This window comes from Pseudonocardia tropica (assembly GCF_040105315.1).
In the GTDB taxonomy this organism is placed as follows: domain Bacteria; phylum Actinomycetota; class Actinomycetes; order Mycobacteriales; family Pseudonocardiaceae; genus Pseudonocardia; species Pseudonocardia alni.
This window is the reverse complement of the sequence record NZ_JBEDNP010000004.1, coordinates 55,909-74,193: the sequence shown is the minus strand read 5'-3', so window position 1 is coordinate 74,193 and position 18,285 is coordinate 55,909. Positions and strand designations below refer to the sequence as shown.

The window sequence follows — 18,285 nt, the reverse complement described above, 5'->3', positions numbered from 1 at the left end:
GGGTTCGGCGTATGACGATCTCCCTCGAGCAGGCCCAGACCATCGCCGCCGCTGCCCTGGCCCACGGCACCGAGCAGGGCTTCAACCCGCTCACGGTCGCGGTGCTCGACCCGGGCGGTGCGATCGTCGCCCTGGCCCGCCAGGACGGCTCGGGCTTCCTGCGTCCCGACCTCGCCGTCGCCAAGGCCAGCGGTGTGCTCGCCCTCGGCATGACCAACCGTGCGATCGCCGCCCGCGCCGCGGACTCGCCGGAGTTCTTCACCTCGGTGGCGAACCTCGCCGGCGGCAAGATCCTCTCCGTACCCGGCGGGGTCTTCGTGAAGGACGCGGCCGGCACGCTGCTCGGCGCCGTCGGGGTGACCGGCGACGCGTCGCTCAACGACGAGGCCGCCGCCCTCGCAGGCATCGAGGCCGCCGGTCTGGTCGCGGTCACCGGCGCCGAGTAGGCCCGCCGCCCCGGAATGTGCCGCACCCCCGGGCGACGAGGTCAGCCCGGGGGCGCGGAGGGGACACGATCCTGCCGCCGAGGAAGGATCGTGCACGTTCGTGGTCGCGCCGGAGGCGCAGGGTGACGCAGACGGTCGCGCGTGGCCGGTGCCGTTCCTTGGACACCCGGGCGGTGTCACCGAGCGGAGTGGCCGGGCCGGTGTGGCTCTCACTCCGTGTGACCTGGAACACGGTAGCCCCGAGTCAAGCAGCCGCGACCCGTCCGTGTCAACGGATCCGCAGACGCGGTGCTCGAAATGATCTCTGCACCGATTCCGCGTGGGGGATGCTCCGGACGGACCCGACCGTGAGCGGGTGTCACCCCCGGACGCCGTGGCCGTTCCGTTCCCGATCCGTGTCCCCGCGCATCCGGGAGGACCCCGACCGTGGGAACTGTCGGCACCGGATGGGGGGTCCGGGGGTTTCCACGGTGTTCCGGTCGCCGACGGTGGTTAGCGTCGTCGGCGCTGTACCCGACACCGAGGGCCGTGTGGTCCGGTCGGCCGCACGTCGGCTGCCGGGCGGACGCTCCTCCAGGTGCCGGTCGGAGCAGTCGGGCCGGGACGATGTTCTCCCGTCTCCCGATCGCGTCCGAACGGTGACCACTGGGGACGTTTCGTTACGAGTCCCACGGGTCACTCGGTGTCAGCTTGGTCCGGTACCCCGGGCTGCTGCTCGTCCACACGCCGCACAGAGGAGACATCCCCATGCTCTGGACCATTCTCATCGCCATCGTCGTCGGTCTCATCGCCGGCTTCCTCGCCCGCGCCATCGTTCCGGGTAACGACAAGATGGGCATCCTGCCCACGATCGTCCTCGGTATCGTCGGTTCGCTCGTCGGTGGCCTGCTCTGGTCGCTGATCTCCGGTGGTGGCACCGGGCAGTTCATGAGCTTCTCGTTCGGCGGCATCATCGGTTCGGTGATCGGTGCGATCATCGTCCTGGTCATCTACAACGCCATCACCGGGCGCAGGAAGGTCGGCCGCTGACGCAGCGGTAGTCCCCTCCGAGACCACAGCGCCGCCCCGTCCCTCCGGACGGGGCGGCGCTGTCGTGCGCGGCCGCCCCCGGATCGGCGGCCCGGGCGCGCTGCCCCACGTCCCCCACGGCGGTGAGTACCCCACGTACCGGACGGCCTGCCCGCCCCGCACCGCCGGCCCGTGGCCCCGGCCCGTCGGAGCGCGAGGTCCGTCGGGGAGACTGGGCCCAGTACCCGCCCTCCCGATCTGGAGCTCTCGATGCCGCAAGGAACCGTCCGTTGGTTCGACGCCGAACGGGGCTTCGGCTTCCTCGCACCCGAGGACGGCTCGCCGGACGTGTTCGTGCACGCCTCCGAGATCGTCGGGGGCGGCGGCGCGCCGGTGCTCCGCGAGGGGCAGGTCGTCGAGTTCGAGGTCGGCGAGAACGACCGCGGACCCCAGGCGCTGCGGGTGCGCGTCACGGCCGAGGCGGCCGACAGCGCCGTGGGCCTGCTCGGCACCGTCAACTGGTACGAGCCGGGGAAGGGGTACGGCTTCGCGACCCCGGACGGCGGTGGCGCCGACATCTTCGTGCACAGCTCCGCCATCGTGACCGGCGGAGTGGTCACCGAGGGACAGCGGGTGGCCTTCCTGGTCGTCGAGGGCGAGCGTGGCCCGCAGGCCGGACACGTGATCCCGCTGGGAGCGGGGGCCGGGCCGCCCGCCACCGACGGCACCGCGGACGACGCCGACGGCACGGTGGCCTGGTACGACGAGGACAAGGGCTTCGGCTTCATCACCCCCGACTCCGGCGCCGAGGACGTCTTCGTCCACGCCCGGGCCCTGGCCGAGGGGCTGACGTGGCTCGTGGAGGGCGACCGCGTCGACTTCGAGGTGACCGAGGGGGACCGGGGCCCGCAGGCCCGTGACGTGCACCTGGTCCGCAGCGGCGAGCCCCCGGCGCCGAAGCGGTCGGCACCCGCCGCGGCCGCGGGGCCGGCGTCGCGCGACGTGCCCGCACGCGGAGGTGAGGGCGTCGTCGTGCGCTACGACGGGGACCGCGGCTTCGGTTTCATCGCCCCGGACGCCGGCGGCGACGACCTCTTCGTCCACGTGTCGGTGATCGCGGGGTCGGAGCCGCTGCAGAAGGGGGACCGCGTCCGCTACGCGGTGCGTCAGAGCGACCGGGGTCCGCAGGCCGACCGCGTCGAACGCCTCTGACGCGACGGCCCGGATTCCGGGCCGGGCCCGGAACGAGGGACGGCGGCCGACCCGACAGGTGCCGGAGGCATCCTGCAGGGTCGACCGCCGTCGTTCCGCTGCCCGGACGGTCAGCGGGACGCCTCGATCAGACGTCGTAGTACAGCGCGAACTCGTACGGGTGCGGACGCAGCCGCAGCGGGTCGATCTCGTTCTCCCGCTTGTAGGAGATCCAGGTCTCGATCAGGTCCGGGGTGAACACGCCACCCTCGAGCAGGTAGTCGTGGTCCTGCTCCAGCTTGTCGATGACCGCACCGAGCGAGGCCGGGACCTGCGCGATGTCCTTGGCCTCCTCCGGCGGGAGCTCGTAGAGGTCCTTGTCGATCGGCGCCGGCGGCTCGATCTTGTTCTTGATGCCGTCGAGGCCGGCCATCAGGATCGCCGAGAAGGCGAGGTACGGGTTGCCGGACGAGTCGGGGCAGCGGAACTCGACGCGCTTGGCCTTCGGGCTGTCACCGGTCAGCGGGATCCGGATGCAGGCGGAGCGGTTGCGGGCGGAGTAGACCAGGTTGACCGGCGCCTCGAAGCCCGGGACCAGGCGGTGGTAGGAGTTCACCGTCGGGTTGGTGAACGCCAGCAGCGACGGCGCGTGGTGCAGCAGGCCGCCGATGTAGTAGCGGGCGGTGTCGGACAGGCCGCCGTAGCCGGACTCGTCGTGGAAGAGCGGCTGGCCGTCCTTCCACAGCGACGAGTGCACGTGCATGCCCGAGCCGTTGTCGCCGAACAGCGGCTTCGGCATGAAGGTGGCGGTCTTGCCGTTCTGCCACGCGACGTTCTTCACCAGGTACTTGAAGAGCATGACGTCGTCGGCCGCACGCAGCAGCGTGTCGAACTTGTAGTTGATCTCGGCCTGGCCGGCGGTGCCGACCTCGTGGTGCTCGCGCTCCACCTCGAAGCCCGACGCCTGCATCGCGGTGACGATGTCGGCGCGCAGGTCGGCGTAGTGGTCGACCGGCGGGACGGGGAAGTAGCCGCCCTTGTAGTTGACCTTGTAGCCCAGGTTGCCCCCGACCTCCTCGCGGCCGGTGTTCCACCAGCCCTCCGCGGAGTCGATGTGGTGGTAGGCCTGGTGCGGGTCGGTGCCGAACCGGATCGAGTCGAAGACGTAGAACTCCGCCTCGGGCGCCATGTAGGCGGTGTCGGCGATGCCGGACGCCGCCAGGTACTCCTGGGCCTTGCGGGCGACGTTCCGCGGGTCCCGGGAGTAGGGCTCACCGGTGATCGGGTCGTGCACGAAGAAGTTGATGTTCAGCGTCTTGTGCTTGCGGAACGGGTCGACACGAGCGGTCGTCGTGTCCGGGTGCAGCGCCATGTCGGACTCGTTGATCGCCTGGAAACCGCGGACGGAGGAGCCGTCGAAGGCGGCACCGTTCTCCAGGAGGTCGCCGGCCGTCTTGGCGGGGACGGTGAGGTGCTGCATGACGCCGGGCAGGTCGCAGAACCTGATGTCGACGTACTCGACCTTCTCGTCCGAGATGTACTTGAGTACCTCTTCGGCGTTGCTGAACACTCTCTGGGCTCCTTCATTCGCTGGTGGAGATCGTGGGTGACGGTAGGAGTGGCGTGTTGCTCACCCATCACTCACCTGTTTCACCGACGTTAACTGACCCGACCGCGACATCGGTCACGCTCGTCATCCGGTCTCCGGTCCGGTCCCGCTCGGTCGTGCGGCTACGGCGCCTACGCTAGAGAGCATGGCCCGTTGGATCGAGTCCTGGCTCCCCGGTTCATCCGCCGGAGGCTCCGCCCCGGCCGGACATCCCGGCGAGCGGTTCGGGCTGCCGGCCACCGGTCACTACTCCGTCGCCGGGTTCGGCCGCCGGGTCGCCGGGATCTGCATCGACTGGTTCCTGGCCTACCTGCTGGTGCTGCTGGTCACCGGGGTCGACGCGCTCGGCACGCCGGAGTTCAGCTGGTGGGTTCTCGGGACCTGGTTCGTCATCACCGCGCTGACGGTCGCGGTGCTGGGGACCGCGCCCGGGCACCTGGCCCTCGGCATGCGGGTCGCGCGCACCGACATGGCCGGCCATGTCGGCGTGCCGCGCGCGGTGCTGCGCACGGCGATGATCGCGGTGGTGCTGCCGCCGTTCCTGCGCGACCCCGACGGCCGCGGCTGGCACGACCGGGCGAGCCGCACGATCGTCGTGCGGGTGCTGCGCGCCTGACCCTCGCGCCTCGCCTCGCTGCTCCGTCCCGCCCCGGATGCGCACTCATGGAGCTAAAGCCTCGTGGCACCGGGCTTTCGCTCCATGAGTGCGCCCGCGCGAGCGGTGGGGGAGGTTGTCCACAGAGCCGGACTTCGTGGTCGCAACCGGGTTGCGGTGCGGCACCGTCGAGTTGTGCCCCGCTCGCTCGCCCGCGCCCCGATGCTCGCCGACCTGTTCCCGCAGGCCGTGGCGACCCGGTCGGAGCTGCTCGCGCTCGGCATCTCCAAGGCGACCGTCGACGCCCGTTGCCGGCCCGGCGGTCCGTGGAAGAAGCTCCTGATCGGGATCGTGCAGCTCGACGGGCACCGGACCACCCCCGCGCAGTACCGGCGCGCGGTGCTGCTGCACGCCGGCGAGGGCGCGATGCTGACCGGTGTCGCGGGGGCGCGGGAGCACGGGGTGGTGCGGCTGCCCGACGAGCGGCGCATCGCCGTCCTCATCCCGGCGCAGCGGAGGGTCTCCAGTCGGGACTTCGCCCTGGTCATGCGGACCGACCGACCGCCGGAGCCGGTCGGTGTGCGCGGTGCGCCGGTGGCGCCGCCCGCGCGGTGCCTGGTCGACGCGGCGGCACGCCACACCGACGCCGACGCCGTCCGCGCCATGGTCGCCGACGCCGTCCAGCGCGGGGTGTGCACGGTGGCCGACCTCGCGACCGAGCTGGACGAGCCGCGGCGGCCGTACACCGCGCGGGCGCGGGCCGCGTTCCTCGAGGTCGCCGACGGGACGCGGTCCGCCGCGGAGGCCTGGGCGCGGGAGGTCGTGCGGCGGTCGCCGCTGCCCGCGCCGCGCTGGAACGTCGCGCTGCGCGACGGGACGGGCCGGCTGCTGGGCGTCGTGGACGCCTACTGGGACGCCGTCGGACTGGCCTGGGAGATCCAGTCCCGCGGGTTCCACCTCGGGCCCGAGGCGTTCACCCGTGACGTCCAGAAGCAGGTCGACCTGCCCCGGGCGGGTGTGGTGCTGCTGCCGACCCTCGCCGGGCGGTTGCGGACCGCGCCGCGCGCCGTCGTCGCCGAGCTCGCCGATGCCCACGCACGCGCCGCGGCGACGCCCTCGCCGGCGGTCACCGCCGAACTCTGGCGACCCTGACACTGTCCCCTCGACTCACATCCGCCCCGTCGGTCCCGACCCGGACGGCACTCATGGAGCAAGAGACCGGTGGCACCGATCCGAAGCTCCATGAGTGCCCACAGGGGGGCGGGGCGAGGACGGGGAGGGGTCAGCGGCGGCGCACGGTGCGCTGGATGCTGCGCATCTTCGCGCCCTGGGGCATCGGCCCCTTGGGCATCGCGGCCGAGCGGCTGCCGAGGGCGTTGAGCTTGCCCTCCAGGGAGTCCATCTCCGCGGCGGATATGTTGCGGGGCAGCTTCATGAGGTGGCGCTGCAGCCCCTTGAGCGGGATCTGGCCCTCTTCGTTGCCCACGATCACGTCGTAGATCGGGGTGCTGCCGGCGACCCGCGCGGTGCGCTTCTTCTCCTGTGCGAGCAGGGTCTTCACCCGGTGCGGGGCCCCCTCGGCGACGAAGATGATCCCGGGCCGCCCGATGACCCGGTGCACCGCGTCGAGGTGGGTGGTGCCCGCGATGCCCTGGGTGATCCGCCACTGCCCGCGCATGTTGTCCAGCGCCCAGCCCGCCGCGCCCGGCTGCCCGTCGGCCTTCAGGTAGATCGACTTCTGGACGCGGCGGCCGAAGATGCTGAACGCCGCCAGCGCGCCGATCAGGATGCCGAAGGGCAGGAAGAACCAGACCAGGCCCAGCAGCCACCCGATGAGCGTGACGACCGCGATCGACCCGACGAACACGCCGATCATGATCGGGAGGAGCTTGGAGTCCTCCTTGCGCTGCATCTGGAACGCCTGCCAGATCTGCTGGCGGCGCTGCTTCGACGCGGCCTTCTTCTGGGCCTTGAGCGCCTTCTTCTCTTCGGGCGAGGGCTTACGGGGCTTGCCGGGCATGTGACCAGCCTACTTCCGACCGGTGATCGACGGTGCGAGGAGGTCTCAGCTGCGCGCCAGCAGGGAGCTGGCCTCCTGGGCGGCCGGGCCGGAGTCGGCCAGGTGCGCCAGGGCGGGGGAGAGCTCCTCGCCGCGGTGGGCCACGGTCTGGGCGTAGAGCCGGCCGGCCCGGTAGGACGAGCGCACCAGCGGCCCGGCCATCACACCGGCGAAACCGATCTGCTCGGCGGCCGTCGAGTGCTCGACGAACTCCTCGGGCTTGACCCAGCGCTCCACCGGGTGGTGGCGCTTGGTCGGGCGCAGGTACTGGGTGATCGTGATGATCTCGCAGCCCGCGTCGTGCAGGTCCTGCAGCGCGGAGACGACCTCGTCGGGGGTCTCGCCCATGCCGAGGATCAGGTTCGACTTGGTGACCAGACCGAACTCGCGGGCCTTGGTGATGACCTCCAGCGACCGGTCGTAGCGGAACGCCGGGCGGATCCGCTTGAAGATCCGCGGGACGGTCTCGAGGTTGTGCGCGAACACCTCGGGCCGGGACTCGAAGACCGGGGTCAGCTGGTCGTCGATCGAGTTGAAGTCCGGGGCGAGCAGCTCGACGCCGGTGCCGGGGTTCAGCTCGTGGATCTTGCGGACGGTCTCGGCGTAGAGCCAGGAGCCGCCGTCGTCGAGGTCGTCGCGGGCGACGCCGGTGACGGTGGAGTAGCGCAGCCCCATCTGCTGCACCGACTCCGCCACCCGGCGCGGCTCGTCGGCGTCCAGGTCGGCCGGCTTGCCGGTGTCGATCTGGCAGAAGTCGCAGCGACGGGTGCACTGCTCCCCGCCGATGAGGAACGTCGCCTCCCGGTCCTCCCAGCACTCGTAGATGTTGGGGCAACCGGCCTCCTCGCACACCGTGTGCAGGCCGCCCGACCGGACGAGACCCTTCAGCTCGGTGTACTGCGGACCGGTCTTGGCGCGGGTCCGGATCCAGGACGGCTTGCGCTCGATCGGGGTCTCGCTGTTGCGGACCTCGAGGCGGAGGAGCTTGCGGCCTTCGGGTGCGATGGTCACGGCGCCAGCGTACGCCCGGGGTCCGGTGTGATGCCGGTCGCGGCGGCCGTGACCTGCCACAACCGGCCCGCGAGCACCGGGTCCTGCGCGGCCGCCGAGCGCCGCGCCGGACCGGCCGGGCCGCGGGCCTCCCCGAGCCCGGTGGGGCCCAGGTAGTCGCCGCCGTGGACCGGCCCCGTCGCCGCGGCGAGCTGCGGCCCGACGCCCTCGGACACCGGCGAGGTGAGCCACCGCTCCCACGGGGCGAACAGCCGCGCCTGCAGCGTCGCGCCCCGCCGGAAGGAGTTCGCGAGCAGCGACGACTCGGTCATCCCCGGGTGCGCGGCGACCGAGAGCACCGGGTCCCCGGACAGCCGCAGCCGCCGGTCCAGCTCCGCGGCGAACAGCAGGCTCGCCAGCTTCGACGCGCCGTAGGCCGCGTTCGGGGACCAGCGCCGGCGCCGCCACCCCAGGTCGTCGGGGTCGAGCCGGCCGGTGCGGTGGCCGAGGCTGGACGTCGTGACGACCCGCGAGGGCCGCTCCGGGTCGCCGGCGGCCCGCAGCGCGGGCATCAGCAGCCAGGTCAGTGCGGCCGGCCCGAGGTGGTTGGTGCCGATCTGCAGCTCGAAGCCGTCAGCGGTGTCCGCCCGCGGCCCCATCGCGACGCCCGCGTTGTTGACGAGCACGTCCACCCGGTCCCCGGTGCGCTCCCGGATCTCCGCCGCCGCGGCCCGCACCGAGCCGAGGTCGGCGAGGTCGAGCAGCACCAGCTCACCACCGGCCCCGCGCACCGCGGCGCGGCCGCGGGCCACGTCGCGGGCGGTCATCAGCACCCGCGCCCCGGCCCCGGCCAACGCGGTGGACAGCGCGAGACCGAGCCCGGAGGTCGTGCCGGTGACGACGACGGTCCGGCCGGTCTGGTCGGGGAGCGGGTGCACGACGCGACGGTAGCGACCGGGGCCCCCACGGCCGCCCCCGGTGGTCGGGCGGCGCGCCCGGGCCGGGGCGGCTAGCGTCGCGACCCGTGGACTTCCGGATCTTCACCGAGCCCCAGCAGGGCGCCCGCTACACCGACCTCCTGCGGGTCGCCCGCACCACCCAGGACGCCGGCTACGACGCGTTCTTCCGCTCCGACCACTGGGTCGCGATGGGCGACGGCAGCGGCCTCCCCGGCCCGACCGACGCCTGGGTGACCCTCGCCGCGCTCGGCCGCGAGACCGAGCGCATCCGGCTCGGCACCCTGGTCACCAGCGCGACGTTCCGGCTGCCCGGGCCGCTCGCCGTCGCCGTCGCGCAGGCCGACGAGATGTCCGGCGGCCGCATCGAGGTCGGGCTCGGCTCGGGCTGGTTCGAGGCCGAGCACCGCGCGCTGGGCATCCCGTTCCCGCCGCTGGCCGAGCGCTTCGAGATCCTCACCGAGCAGCTGGAGATCCTCACCGGACTGTGGGCGACCCCGCTCGGGGGGCGCTTCACCCACCAGGGACGGCACTACACCGTCACCGACTCCCCGGCGCTGCCGCGCCCGGTGCAGGACGCGCCGCCGGTGATCGTCGGGGGGATGGGGAGGAGGAAGACCCCGGCGCTGGCCGCCCGGTTCGCGACCGAGTTCAACGTGCCGTTCCAGCAGCCCGAGGCCGTCGCCGCGCAGTTCGGCCGGGTCCGCGACGCGTGCACCGCCGCCGGGCGCGACCCGGGCTCGCTCACGTACTCGGTGGCGCAGATGCTGTGCCTGGGCTCCGACGACGCCGAGGTCGACCGCCGTGCGGCCGCGGTGGGCCGCGACGCCGCCGAGGTCCGCGCGAGCAGCCTCGCCGGCACCCCCGGCGAGATCGTCGACCGGCTCGGCCGCTGGGCCGAGGTCACCGGCACGACCCGGGTCTACCTGCAGGTCCTCGACCTGTCCGACCTCGCCCACGTCGAGGACTTCGCCGCGACGGTGGTGCCCCAGCTCGCCTGAGGCACCGGGCCGGGGGATCAGCCCAGGCCGGACATCAGGTCGACCTGGCGGACGACCGGGTGCTCGGCCACCGGCAGCCGGCCGTCGAGCGCGTCCAGCACGGCGGCGGCCGCCGGGCCGGCGACCTCGTCGACGGTCACCTCCCGGTCCAGCTCCGCGGTCAGGGTGGTGACGCCGGCGTCGGCGATCCCGCACGGCACGATCTTCCCGAAGTCGCCCAGGTCGGCGTCGCAGTTGATCGCGAAGCCGTGCTGGGTGACCCCGCCGGCGATCCGCACACCGATCGCGGCGACCTTCCGCTCCGGGGTGAAGCCCTGCGCGGGCAGCCAGACGCCCGATCGGCCCTCGACCCGGCCCGCGCTCGTCACGCCGAGGTCGTGGCAGACCCGGATGAGGGCCTCCTCCAGGCGGCGGACGTAGTCGACGACGTCCATCGGCTCGCCGAGGGCGACGATCGGGTAGCCGACGAGCTGTCCCGGCCCGTGCCAGGTGATGCGCCCGCCGCGGTCGACGTCGACGACCGGGGTGCCGTCGGTGGGCCGGTCCTCCGGCCGGGTGCGCCGCCCCGCGGTGTAGACCGGCGGGTGCTCCAGCAGCATCAGCACGTCCGGCCCGCCGTTCTTGCGGGCCTCGGCGTGCGCCTTCTGGGTGTCCCACGCCGCCTGGTACTCGACGCGCCCCAGCCGGTCGACCCGGACGTCGTCGGTTCCGGCGCGGCAGGACAGGTGCGGTGCGGGCATGGCGGCGAGCCTACGCCGCGCCCAGCCGGGCGAGGACGGCCTGCGCGGCCCGGCGGCCGCTGACCAGCGCACCCTGGGTGGACGGGGTGTCGCGGTGGTCGCCCGCGACGAACAGGTTCTCCCCGAGGTCGACGTCGCGGCGCACCGGCCGCCCCGCCTCGAACAGCGGCAGCGCCTCGTCGACCTGCGCGGTGTGCAGGTGCGCCCAGTCGTCGGTGCCGACGCCCCAGATCCGGGCCAGCTCGCGGCGCACCGCGGGCTCGTCGACCCCGGTGGACCCCGGGGTCCCGACGATCGAGGACGCCACCAGCGGGCGCCCGTCGGCGGAGTAGCCCGGCGCGGCCGCGGTCATCACCATCGTGTTGACGACCGGCCCGCCGGTGCCGTCCAGGTGCAGCAGCGGGGAGGCCGTCGGGGCCTGCGGCGGGACGTGGAAGAACGTGGTCAGCGCGTTCATCCGCGGCTCGGCGACCCCGGGGAGCAGCGCGGCGGCCGTCCGCGGGTCCGCCGCGACGACGACCGCCCGCGCGGACAGGGTGCCGCCGTCGGTGTCCAGGGCGGGTGTGGGCCCGCCGCGCACGGCGTGCACCCGGGTCCCGAGCGTCACGGTGCCCTCGGGCAGGGCCGCGGCCAGCCGCCGGGGCAGCGCCTCCATGCCGTCGTCGGGCACGACGATCGTGCCGAGGGCGAAGCTGCGCCACACCAGCCGCACGAACGCGGCCGAGGTCTCCAGCGCGGTCTCGGCGAGCACCCCGGACAGGAAGGGGCGCAGGAACCGGTCGGTGACCGCGCCACCGAGGCCGGCGGCGTCGAGGTCCTGCGCGGCCGAGGAGTCGACCAGGGTCGCGGTCCGCGACGGCGGCGAGGCCAGCACCCGCGCCGTCCAGGCGACGAGCTTGGCCTTCTCGATCGGGCCGAACAGGTCGTCGAGCGCGGTGGCCGGGGCCGACGCCGGGCGGCGCAGCGGGTTGACGAAGCGGTGCAGCTCGCCGTCGCCGGCGCGGATCGCCGCGCCGGGCTCGAACGGCCGCGCGCCGAGGGAGTCGAGCCCGTGCGGGGCGAGCGCCGCGTGCAGCGCCGGGTAGGAGGTGTTCAGGACCTGGAACCCGCGGTCGCAGCGGAACCCGTCGACGACGTCGGTCGCCATCCGCCCGCCGACCCGGTCGGCGGACTCCAGCACGCGCACGGTCAGCCCGTGGCGGTGCAGGACGGTGGCCGCGCGCAGGCCGGACAGGCCCGCCCCGACCACCAGGACGTCGACCTCGTTCGGGGTCATGACCCGACCGCGGCCGAGAGCGCGTCGCCGATGGTGTGGTGGCGGAACTGGAACCCGGCGTCGAGCAGCGCCGCCGGCACCGCCCGCTGGCCGCCGAGCAGCATCTCGCGGCCCATCTCGCCGAGCACGGTGGAGACCACCGGGCCGGGCACCGGGAACGGCGCGGGCCGCCCGACGGCTGCGGCCATCTCCTTGGTGAACTCGGCGTTGGTGACCGGCACCGGTCCGGTCACGTTCGCCGGGCCGGACAGCGACTCGGTCTCGACGGCGAACCGGATCGCCGCGACCTGGTCGTCGAGGGAGACCCACGGCAGGTACTGGGTGCCCTTGCCGATCCGCCCGCCGAGGAAGCCCTTGAACAGCGGGCGCAGCATCGCGAGCAGCCCACCCGAGGGGGACAGGACCAGGCCGGTGCGGACGAGGACCACCCGGGCGCCGGCGTCCACGGCGGGGGCGGCGGCGGCCTCCCAGTCCCGGCAGACGTCGGCGAGGAACCCCGAGCCCGACGGCGTGGACTCGTCGACGACGACCTGGCCGGTGTCGCCGTAGTAGCCGACGGCCGAGCCGCTGACCAGCACCGGGACCCGGTGCCGGGCCACGGCCTCGGCGAGGACGTCGGTGGGGACGTTGCGCGAGTCGCGGATCAGCTGCTTGCGGGCGCCGGTCCACGGCCGGTCGGCGATGCCGGCGCCGTTGAGGTTCACCACCGCGTCGGCGCCGTCGAGGGTGCCGTCCTGGACGGTGCCCGCGGGCGGGTCCCAGCCGCGCTCGTCGGGGGCGGCGGGGGTGCGCCGCACCAGGCGCAGCACCTCGTGCCCCGCGCCCCTCAGGTGGGCGACCAGGGCTGTTCCGATCAGTCCGGACGAACCGGCCACGACGACTCGCACGCCGCGATCCTTCCCGGTCCCGGGCGGACGCGCGAGCCGGACATGCCGCGACCATCGTCACCCGGTCGCCCGATCCGGTGACGACGGCGGCCCGCCCCGGGGGAACCGGGACGGGCCGCCGAGCGTCGCGGGGAGTGCCTACAGGCCGAGCTCGGCCTCGAAGGCGCCCTCCTCCAGCCGGGCCTTGACCGCGGACAGGAAGCGGCCGGCGTCGGCGCCGTCGACCAGGCGGTGGTCGTAGGTCATCGGCAGGAAGCAGACCGAGCGGACGGCGATGACGTCGTCGCCCTCGGGGCCGGTGACGACCTTCGGCTCCTTCGAGATCGCGCCGGTGCCCAGGATGGCGACCTGGGGCTGGTTGATGATCGGCGTGTCGAACAGCGCGCCCGCGGACCCGATGTTCGTGATCGTGAAGGTGCCGCCGGACAGCTCGTCCGGGCCGATCTTCGAGTCGCGGGTGCGCGCCGCGACGTCGGCGATCTTCTTGGCGATCCCGGCCAGCGACAGGTCGTCGGCGTCCTTGATCACCGGCACGAGCAGGCCGCGCGGGGTGTCCACGGCGATGCCCAAGTGGACCGAGCCGTGGTAGGTGACCTGCTTGTTGTCCTCGGAGATCGAGGCGTTCAGCGAGGGGAACGCCTTGAGCGCCTCGATGGTCGCCTTGGCGATGAACGCCAGGAAGGTGAGGTTGGCGCCCTCACGGCGCTTGAAGTCCTCCTTGACCCGGTTCCGCAGCTTGACGATGCGGGTGAGGTCGACCTCCTGGACGGTGGTCAGCTGCGCCGAGGTGGCGAGCGACTCGTTCATCCGCTGCGCGATGACCTGGCGCAGGCGCGGGAGCTTGACCGTGGTGCCCGGCTCCGGCGCGTTGTCCGCGCGGGTCGGGACGGCCTTCGGCTCCGTGGGCGCGCCACCGGAGGCGGGCTGCTCCGCCGGGGCGGACGGCTTCTCCTGCGCCGGGGCCTTCGCCTGCTCGGCGGCGGCGAGGACGTCCTGCTTGCGGATCCGGCCGCCGACACCGGAGCCGGTGACGGAGTCGAGGTCGACGCCGTGCTCCTGGGCCAGCTTGCGCACCAGCGGGGTCACGTACGGCTTCTCGCCCGAACCCGAGCCGGAACCGTTCGACGAGGGCTCGATGCGCCCGCCGGCGGTGTCCTCGGAGCCGGCCGGGGCGCCGTCCCGGGACTCCTCGACCTTCTTGTGCTGCGGGGCGGCCTCGGTCTTCGGCTCGGTCTTCGGCTCCGGCTCGGCCTTCGGAGCCTCCTTCTTCGGCTCCTCCGTCTTCTCCGGAGCCTTCTCCTGCTCCGGCGCCTCGTCCTGCGCCGGGGCGGCGGAGCCGTCGCCGACCAGCGCGAGCTGAGCGCCGACCTCGACGGTCTCGTCCTCGGCGACGGTGTGCTCGAGCACGGTGCCCGCGACCGGCGACGGGATCTCGGTGTCGACCTTGTCGGTGGAGACCTCGAGCAGCGGCTCGTCGACCTCGACGGCGTCGCCGACCTGCTTGAGCCAGCGGGTCACGGTGCCCTCGGTGACCGACTCGCCGAGCTCGGGCATCGTGACCGGGGTGCCGGAGCCCCCACCGGAGGACGAGCCACCGGAGGACGGCTCCGGGGCCTCCTCCTCGGCCTGCGCGGGCTCGGGCTCCGGCTCGGTCTCCGCGGGCTCCTCGGCCGTCCCGGAGGAGGAGTCGGAGTCGGACGAACCGGCGTCGTCGCCCTCGTCGGCGTCGCCGATGACGGCGAGCTCGCCGCCGACCTCGACCGTGTCGTCCTCGCCCGCGATGATGCGCTTCAGGACGCCCGCGGCGGGCGACGGGATCTCCGTGTCGACCTTGTCGGTCGAGACCTCGAGCAACGGCTCGTCGACCTCGACGGTGTCGCCCTCGGCCTTGAGCCAGCGGGTGACGGTGCCCTCGGTGACACTCTCGCCCAGGGCGGGCATCTCAACGGTGACGGCCATGTCGGGTGGAGCTCCTCTTGTTCCGCGTGGGTGTTCGGGGTCGTGGGGCCGGGATCAGCCGTGGGTGTGCAGCGGTCTCCCGGCCAGCGCGAGGTGGGCCTCTCCGAGGGCCTCGCTCTGCGTGGGGTGGGCGTGGATCAGGGCGGCGACGTCGGTGGGCAGAGCCTCCCAGTTGTAGACCAGTTGCGCCTCTCCGACGAGCTCCCCGATCCGGGAGCCCACCATGTGCACGCCGAGGACGCGTCCGCCCCGTCCGGCAGGCCCCTGGGCGACGAGCTTGACCGCCCCGGAGGTCTGCAGGATCTGCGACTTCCCGTTGCCGGCCAGGTCGTAGGTCAGGGTGTGCACCTCGCCGTGGAGGTCCCGGGCGGCCTGCTCGGTCAGCCCGACCGAGGCGACCTCGGGTTCGCAGTAGGTGACGCGCGGGATGCCGTCGTCGGTGACGGGGCGGGGTGCGAGCCCCGCGACGTCCTCGGCGACGAAGATCCCGTGGGCGAAGCCGCGGTGGGCGAGCTGCAGGCCGGGGGTGACGTCCCCGACGGCGTACACGCCGTCGAGGTCGGTGCGCAGCCGCTCGTCGACGGTCACGAAGCCGTCGTCCATCGCGACGCCGGCCTCGGCGAAGCCGTGGCCGGTGGTGTTGGGGCCGCGGCCGACCGCGACCAGCAGCAGGTCGGCCTCGATCTCCTCACCGGACTCGAGCGAGACGGTGACGGTGTCGCCGCTGCGGGTCGCCTTCGCGAACCGCACCCCGGTGCGGGCGGTGATCCGGCGCCGCCGGAACGCCCGGGCGAGCTGGGTGGAGCAGAACTCGTCCTCGTTCGGCACGAGCCGCGGCAGCGCCTCGACGATCGTGACCTCGGCCCCGAACGAGCGCCACACGCTGGCGAACTCGACGCCGATCACGCCGCCGCCGAGCACGACGACCCGGCGCGGGGCGTCGTCGAGGGAGATCGCGGCGTCGGAGGTGACGATGCGGTCGTCGAGTTCCAGGCCGGGCAGCGACCGGGCGTAGGAGCCGGTGGCGAGCACGACGTGGCGGCCGGTGATGCGCTCGTCGCCGACCCGGACGGTGCCGGGGCCCTCCAGGGTGCCCGCGCCGGGCACCACGGTGATCCCGCGCGCGGCGACCAGCCCCTGCAGGCCCTTGTACAGGCGGGAGACCACGCCGTCCTTGTAGGCGTTCACCCCGGCCATGTCGACGCCGTCGAAGCGGGAGCGGATGCCGACCTGCGCTCCGTCGCGGGCGTGGTCGGCCACCTCGGCCGCGTGCAGCAGCGCCTTGGTGGGGATGCAGCCGCGGTGCAGGCAGGTGCCGCCGAGCTTGTCCTTCTCGACCAGGACCACCGACAGACCCAGCTCCGCGGCGCGCAGCGCGCAGGCGTAGCCACCGGAGCCGCCGCCCAGGATCACCAGGTCGGCGGAACGAGCGCCCGGGTCGGACACCGATCAGCTCCCTCCGGGGGTCACCACCGGTGGACCGGCTCCGCCGGACGGGACCCCGCTACGCGGCGCCCATCTTGTCATCCGGCCGCGGCTGCGCCACGGGGGTGTCGGGAGCAAATCCGTGATCCCGTTCGTTGGGCACCCGGAGCTACCGTGTCCGGTTCGTAGGGGTGCGACCGGATCGACGAGAGGATGACGCGCATGGGTCTGCTCGACCTGTTCCGGTCACGTGGACCGTCGGGCCCCAGGTCCGGCCGGGGATCCGGCTCCGGCGGGAGGCGTGGCGCGTACGCGGAGGGGGAGGCCCACCTGCGTGAGTGGTCGGCCGCCCGGATCGGGGTCGAGGCCTTCGTCGAGCCGCGCACGACCGTGACGGAGACGACGGTGGTCCTCGTCGCGCACGACGGCGAGTGGACGCGCAGGCGGGTCGCGAACCCGAACGCGGCGAAGAAGCTGGCCCGGTCGCTGCAGATGCCGATCTACGACGTGCAGCTCGTCGGGTACCCGAACCGGATGCGCGAGCACGACGCCCGCGACCGCGCCCTGCGCAAGCGCGAGCGTCGGGAGCGGATGCTGCGCGAGCTGCGGGCCGAGGACCGCGACGCCTGACCCGGCCGGGTCAGGGGCGCAGCGAGCGGGCGCGCCGCTCGCCGAGCGCGCGCATCGCGGGCTCCAGGCGCAGCGCGGGCCCGGGGGCCAGCGCGGTGAGGCGCAGCAGCGCACCCCGCCAGGCGGGCAGCGTGCGGTAGACCCGGCCGGTGCCGAACATCCCGACCAGCGCCGTCGCGACCTGCTCGGGGGTGACCAGCACCCCGGACCGCACGAGCGCCTGGCCCTGGCCGCCGGGCGTCATCGAGCGCAGCAGCTCGGTGTTCACCCCGTCCGGGCAGACCGCGTGCACCCCGATGCCCTCCCGGCGCACCTCCGAGGCCAGCGCGGACACCACGGACAGCGCACCCGCCTTCGACGCCGCGTACACCGACAGGCCCGGTACCGGGCCGAGGCCGGACAGCGACACGGTCACGCCGATCTCGCCGCCCCGGGCGGTCCCCGTCTCCGTCTGCTCGCGGAACGCGGTCACCGCGGCCCGGGCGCCCCAGACCGGGCCCAGCAGGTTGACCTCGACCAGCGCGCGGACGCGGGCCTCGGCGATGTCGGTGACGGTGCCGTCGAACCCGACGCCGGCGTTGCTCACCCAGGCGCCCAGCGGCGCGAGCTCGCGGGCCCGGGCCACCGCCGCCGCGGACGCGGCCGGATCGGTGACGTCGCAGGCGGTGCCGGCGGCCGCCCCGATCCGGGTCGCGGTGGCCTGCGCCGCGGCCTCGTCGAGGTCGGTGACCAGCACCCGGTAACCGCGCCCGACGAGCTCGCGGGCGATCTGCTCGCCGATGCCGCGGGCTGCACCGGTGACCACCGCGGAACGGGGGGAGTGCGCGGGGACCTCGTGTCGACGACGCTGCCGGCTCATGGGCGGCAGTATGCCCTACCCGCGGGTAACCCCCGGTCCGGTGTCGCCGCCCGGATCCGGTCCGGCCAGACTCGGGACCCGTGACGGCCGCGATGCACCTGCCCCGCTTCCTCGTCCGCCAGCGGATCACCCTCGGCGTGAACCGCTACGACGTGCACGCCGCGAACCCCGACGGCAGCGCGGGCGCGCTCATGGCGTTCGCCCAGCAGAAGCGGTTCGCCTTCAAGGAGCAGGTGACCTTCTGGTCCGACGACAGCCGCTCCCGCGCGGTGTTCTCCTTCCGCGCCCGCCAGCGTCTCGACGTCCGCGCCGAGCACGACGTGTTCGACGAGCACGGCCGGGTGATCGGTACCTTCGGCAAGCGGTTCGGGGCGAGCCTGCTGCGCTCGACCTGGACGCTGACCGCGCCGGGCGTCGCCGCGACCGGCCGGGAGCGCAGCCTCGGCGTCGCCCTGCTGCGCCGGGTGGCCGAGAACCTGCCGCTGCCGTACCACTTCGACGTCACCGAGGACTCCGGCGGCACGCTGCTGATGAGCAGCGACCGGCGGTGGTCGCTGCGCGACTCCTACGACGTCTCCGTCCCGGACCCGCGCATCGACTTCCGCCTGGCCGCCGCCTTCGCCGTCGCGCTGGACGCGTTGCAGGACCGCTGAG

General features: G+C 73.8%; 18 protein-coding genes. 8 read left to right on the top strand and 10 right to left on the bottom strand.

Going from position 1 to position 18,285, the window contains the following annotated elements; genetic code table 11:
• Positions 1-11 precede the first annotated feature (11 nt).
• The 3 genes from WHI96_RS08270 to WHI96_RS27825 all read left to right on the top strand — a co-directional run bounded on the left by WHI96_RS08270 (position 12) and on the right by WHI96_RS27825 (position 2,666).
• Positions 12-446 carry a GlcG/HbpS family heme-binding protein gene (locus WHI96_RS08270; protein WP_062395992.1) on the top strand — a complete coding sequence of 145 codons (435 nt, stop codon included), beginning with the start codon at positions 12-14 and terminating at the stop codon, positions 444-446.
• 747 nt (positions 447-1,193) lie between these two features.
• On the top strand, positions 1,194-1,475 hold the full coding sequence (locus WHI96_RS08265) for a GlsB/YeaQ/YmgE family stress response membrane protein (RefSeq protein WP_345652646.1): 282 nt from the start codon (positions 1,194-1,196) through the stop codon (positions 1,473-1,475).
• A gap of 249 nt (positions 1,476-1,724) precedes the next feature.
• A complete protein-coding gene (locus WHI96_RS27825; protein WP_425571709.1) occupies positions 1,725-2,666 on the top strand; it encodes a cold-shock protein in 942 nt (313 codons plus the stop codon).
• A 127-nt stretch (positions 2,667-2,793) separates the two neighbouring features.
• Here WHI96_RS27825 and glnA read toward each other — a convergent pair whose 3' ends face one another.
• The gene (gene glnA, locus WHI96_RS08245; protein WP_345652649.1) at positions 2,794-4,215 is read right to left on the bottom strand and encodes a type I glutamate--ammonia ligase; all 1,422 of its coding nucleotides are present in this window, start codon (positions 4,213-4,215) and stop codon (positions 2,794-2,796) included.
• Between the two features lie 184 nt (positions 4,216-4,399).
• Here glnA and WHI96_RS08240 point away from each other — a divergent pair, with 184 nt between their 5' ends.
• Both WHI96_RS08240 and WHI96_RS08235 read left to right on the top strand, forming a co-directional pair.
• Positions 4,400-4,870 (top strand): RDD family protein, encoded by a 471-nt coding sequence (locus WHI96_RS08240; protein ID WP_345652652.1) that lies wholly within the window; start codon positions 4,400-4,402, stop codon positions 4,868-4,870.
• Positions 4,871-5,044: 174 nt separating this feature from the next.
• The gene (locus tag WHI96_RS08235; protein ID WP_345652655.1) at positions 5,045-6,001 is read left to right on the top strand and encodes a hypothetical protein; all 957 of its coding nucleotides are present in this window, start codon (positions 5,045-5,047) and stop codon (positions 5,999-6,001) included.
• 130 nt (positions 6,002-6,131) lie between these two features.
• On the opposite strand, the gene WHI96_RS08230 is transcribed toward WHI96_RS08235, so the two are convergent.
• From WHI96_RS08230 to WHI96_RS08220, 3 genes are read right to left on the bottom strand one after another with little or no spacing between them, the layout of a single operon-like run.
• The gene (locus WHI96_RS08230) at positions 6,132-6,869 is read right to left on the bottom strand and encodes a DUF4191 domain-containing protein (RefSeq protein ID WP_345652657.1); all 738 of its coding nucleotides are present in this window, start codon (positions 6,867-6,869) and stop codon (positions 6,132-6,134) included.
• A gap of 45 nt (positions 6,870-6,914) precedes the next feature.
• Positions 6,915-7,919, bottom strand: coding sequence for a lipoyl synthase (gene lipA / locus WHI96_RS08225; protein WP_345652660.1), 1,005 nt, complete (start codon positions 7,917-7,919; stop codon positions 6,915-6,917).
• The gene (locus WHI96_RS08220) at positions 7,916-8,836 is read right to left on the bottom strand and encodes an SDR family NAD(P)-dependent oxidoreductase (RefSeq protein ID WP_345652663.1); all 921 of its coding nucleotides are present in this window, start codon (positions 8,834-8,836) and stop codon (positions 7,916-7,918) included. The genes lipA and WHI96_RS08220 overlap by 4 nt, the downstream gene beginning before the upstream one ends.
• Before the next feature lie 86 nt (positions 8,837-8,922).
• Between WHI96_RS08220 and WHI96_RS08215 the strand changes: the two genes are divergently transcribed.
• Complete coding sequence (locus WHI96_RS08215; protein ID WP_345652666.1) at positions 8,923-9,855, top strand: LLM class F420-dependent oxidoreductase; 933 nt, start codon at positions 8,923-8,925, stop codon at positions 9,853-9,855.
• Positions 9,856-9,872: 17 nt separating this feature from the next.
• Here WHI96_RS08215 and lipB read toward each other — a convergent pair whose 3' ends face one another.
• From lipB to lpdA, 5 genes are all read right to left on the bottom strand, one after another.
• On the bottom strand, positions 9,873-10,595 hold the full coding sequence (lipB, locus tag WHI96_RS08210; RefSeq protein WP_208822353.1) for a lipoyl(octanoyl) transferase LipB: 723 nt from the start codon (positions 10,593-10,595) through the stop codon (positions 9,873-9,875).
• A gap of 10 nt (positions 10,596-10,605) precedes the next feature.
• Positions 10,606-11,871, bottom strand: coding sequence for an NAD(P)/FAD-dependent oxidoreductase (locus tag WHI96_RS08205; RefSeq protein WP_345652670.1), 1,266 nt, complete (start codon positions 11,869-11,871; stop codon positions 10,606-10,608).
• Positions 11,868-12,758 (bottom strand): TIGR01777 family oxidoreductase, encoded by an 891-nt coding sequence (locus WHI96_RS08200; protein ID WP_345652674.1) that lies wholly within the window; start codon positions 12,756-12,758, stop codon positions 11,868-11,870. Before WHI96_RS08200 ends, WHI96_RS08205 begins: the two co-directional genes overlap by 4 nt.
• 138 nt (positions 12,759-12,896) lie before the next feature.
• A complete protein-coding gene (gene sucB / locus WHI96_RS08195) occupies positions 12,897-14,717 on the bottom strand; it encodes a 2-oxoglutarate dehydrogenase, E2 component, dihydrolipoamide succinyltransferase (RefSeq protein WP_345652677.1) in 1,821 nt (606 codons plus the stop codon).
• Between the two features lie 54 nt (positions 14,718-14,771).
• Positions 14,772-16,163: a dihydrolipoyl dehydrogenase gene (gene lpdA, locus WHI96_RS08190; protein WP_345652679.1), complete on the bottom strand. Its 1,392-nt coding sequence runs from the start codon at positions 16,161-16,163 to the stop codon at positions 14,772-14,774.
• A gap of 201 nt (positions 16,164-16,364) precedes the next feature.
• Here lpdA and WHI96_RS08185 point away from each other — a divergent pair, with 201 nt between their 5' ends.
• Positions 16,365-16,772 carry an oxidoreductase gene (locus tag WHI96_RS08185; protein ID WP_345652682.1) on the top strand — a complete coding sequence of 136 codons (408 nt, stop codon included), beginning with the start codon at positions 16,365-16,367 and terminating at the stop codon, positions 16,770-16,772.
• A gap of 10 nt (positions 16,773-16,782) precedes the next feature.
• On the opposite strand, the gene WHI96_RS08180 is transcribed toward WHI96_RS08185, so the two are convergent.
• On the bottom strand, positions 16,783-17,631 hold the full coding sequence (locus tag WHI96_RS08180; protein WP_345652685.1) for an SDR family NAD(P)-dependent oxidoreductase: 849 nt from the start codon (positions 17,629-17,631) through the stop codon (positions 16,783-16,785).
• An 80-nt stretch (positions 17,632-17,711) separates the two neighbouring features.
• Between WHI96_RS08180 and WHI96_RS08175 the strand changes: the two genes are divergently transcribed.
• Complete coding sequence (locus tag WHI96_RS08175) at positions 17,712-18,284, top strand: LURP-one-related family protein (RefSeq protein ID WP_337831832.1); 573 nt, start codon at positions 17,712-17,714, stop codon at positions 18,282-18,284.
• Position 18,285: the final 1 nt, after the last annotated feature.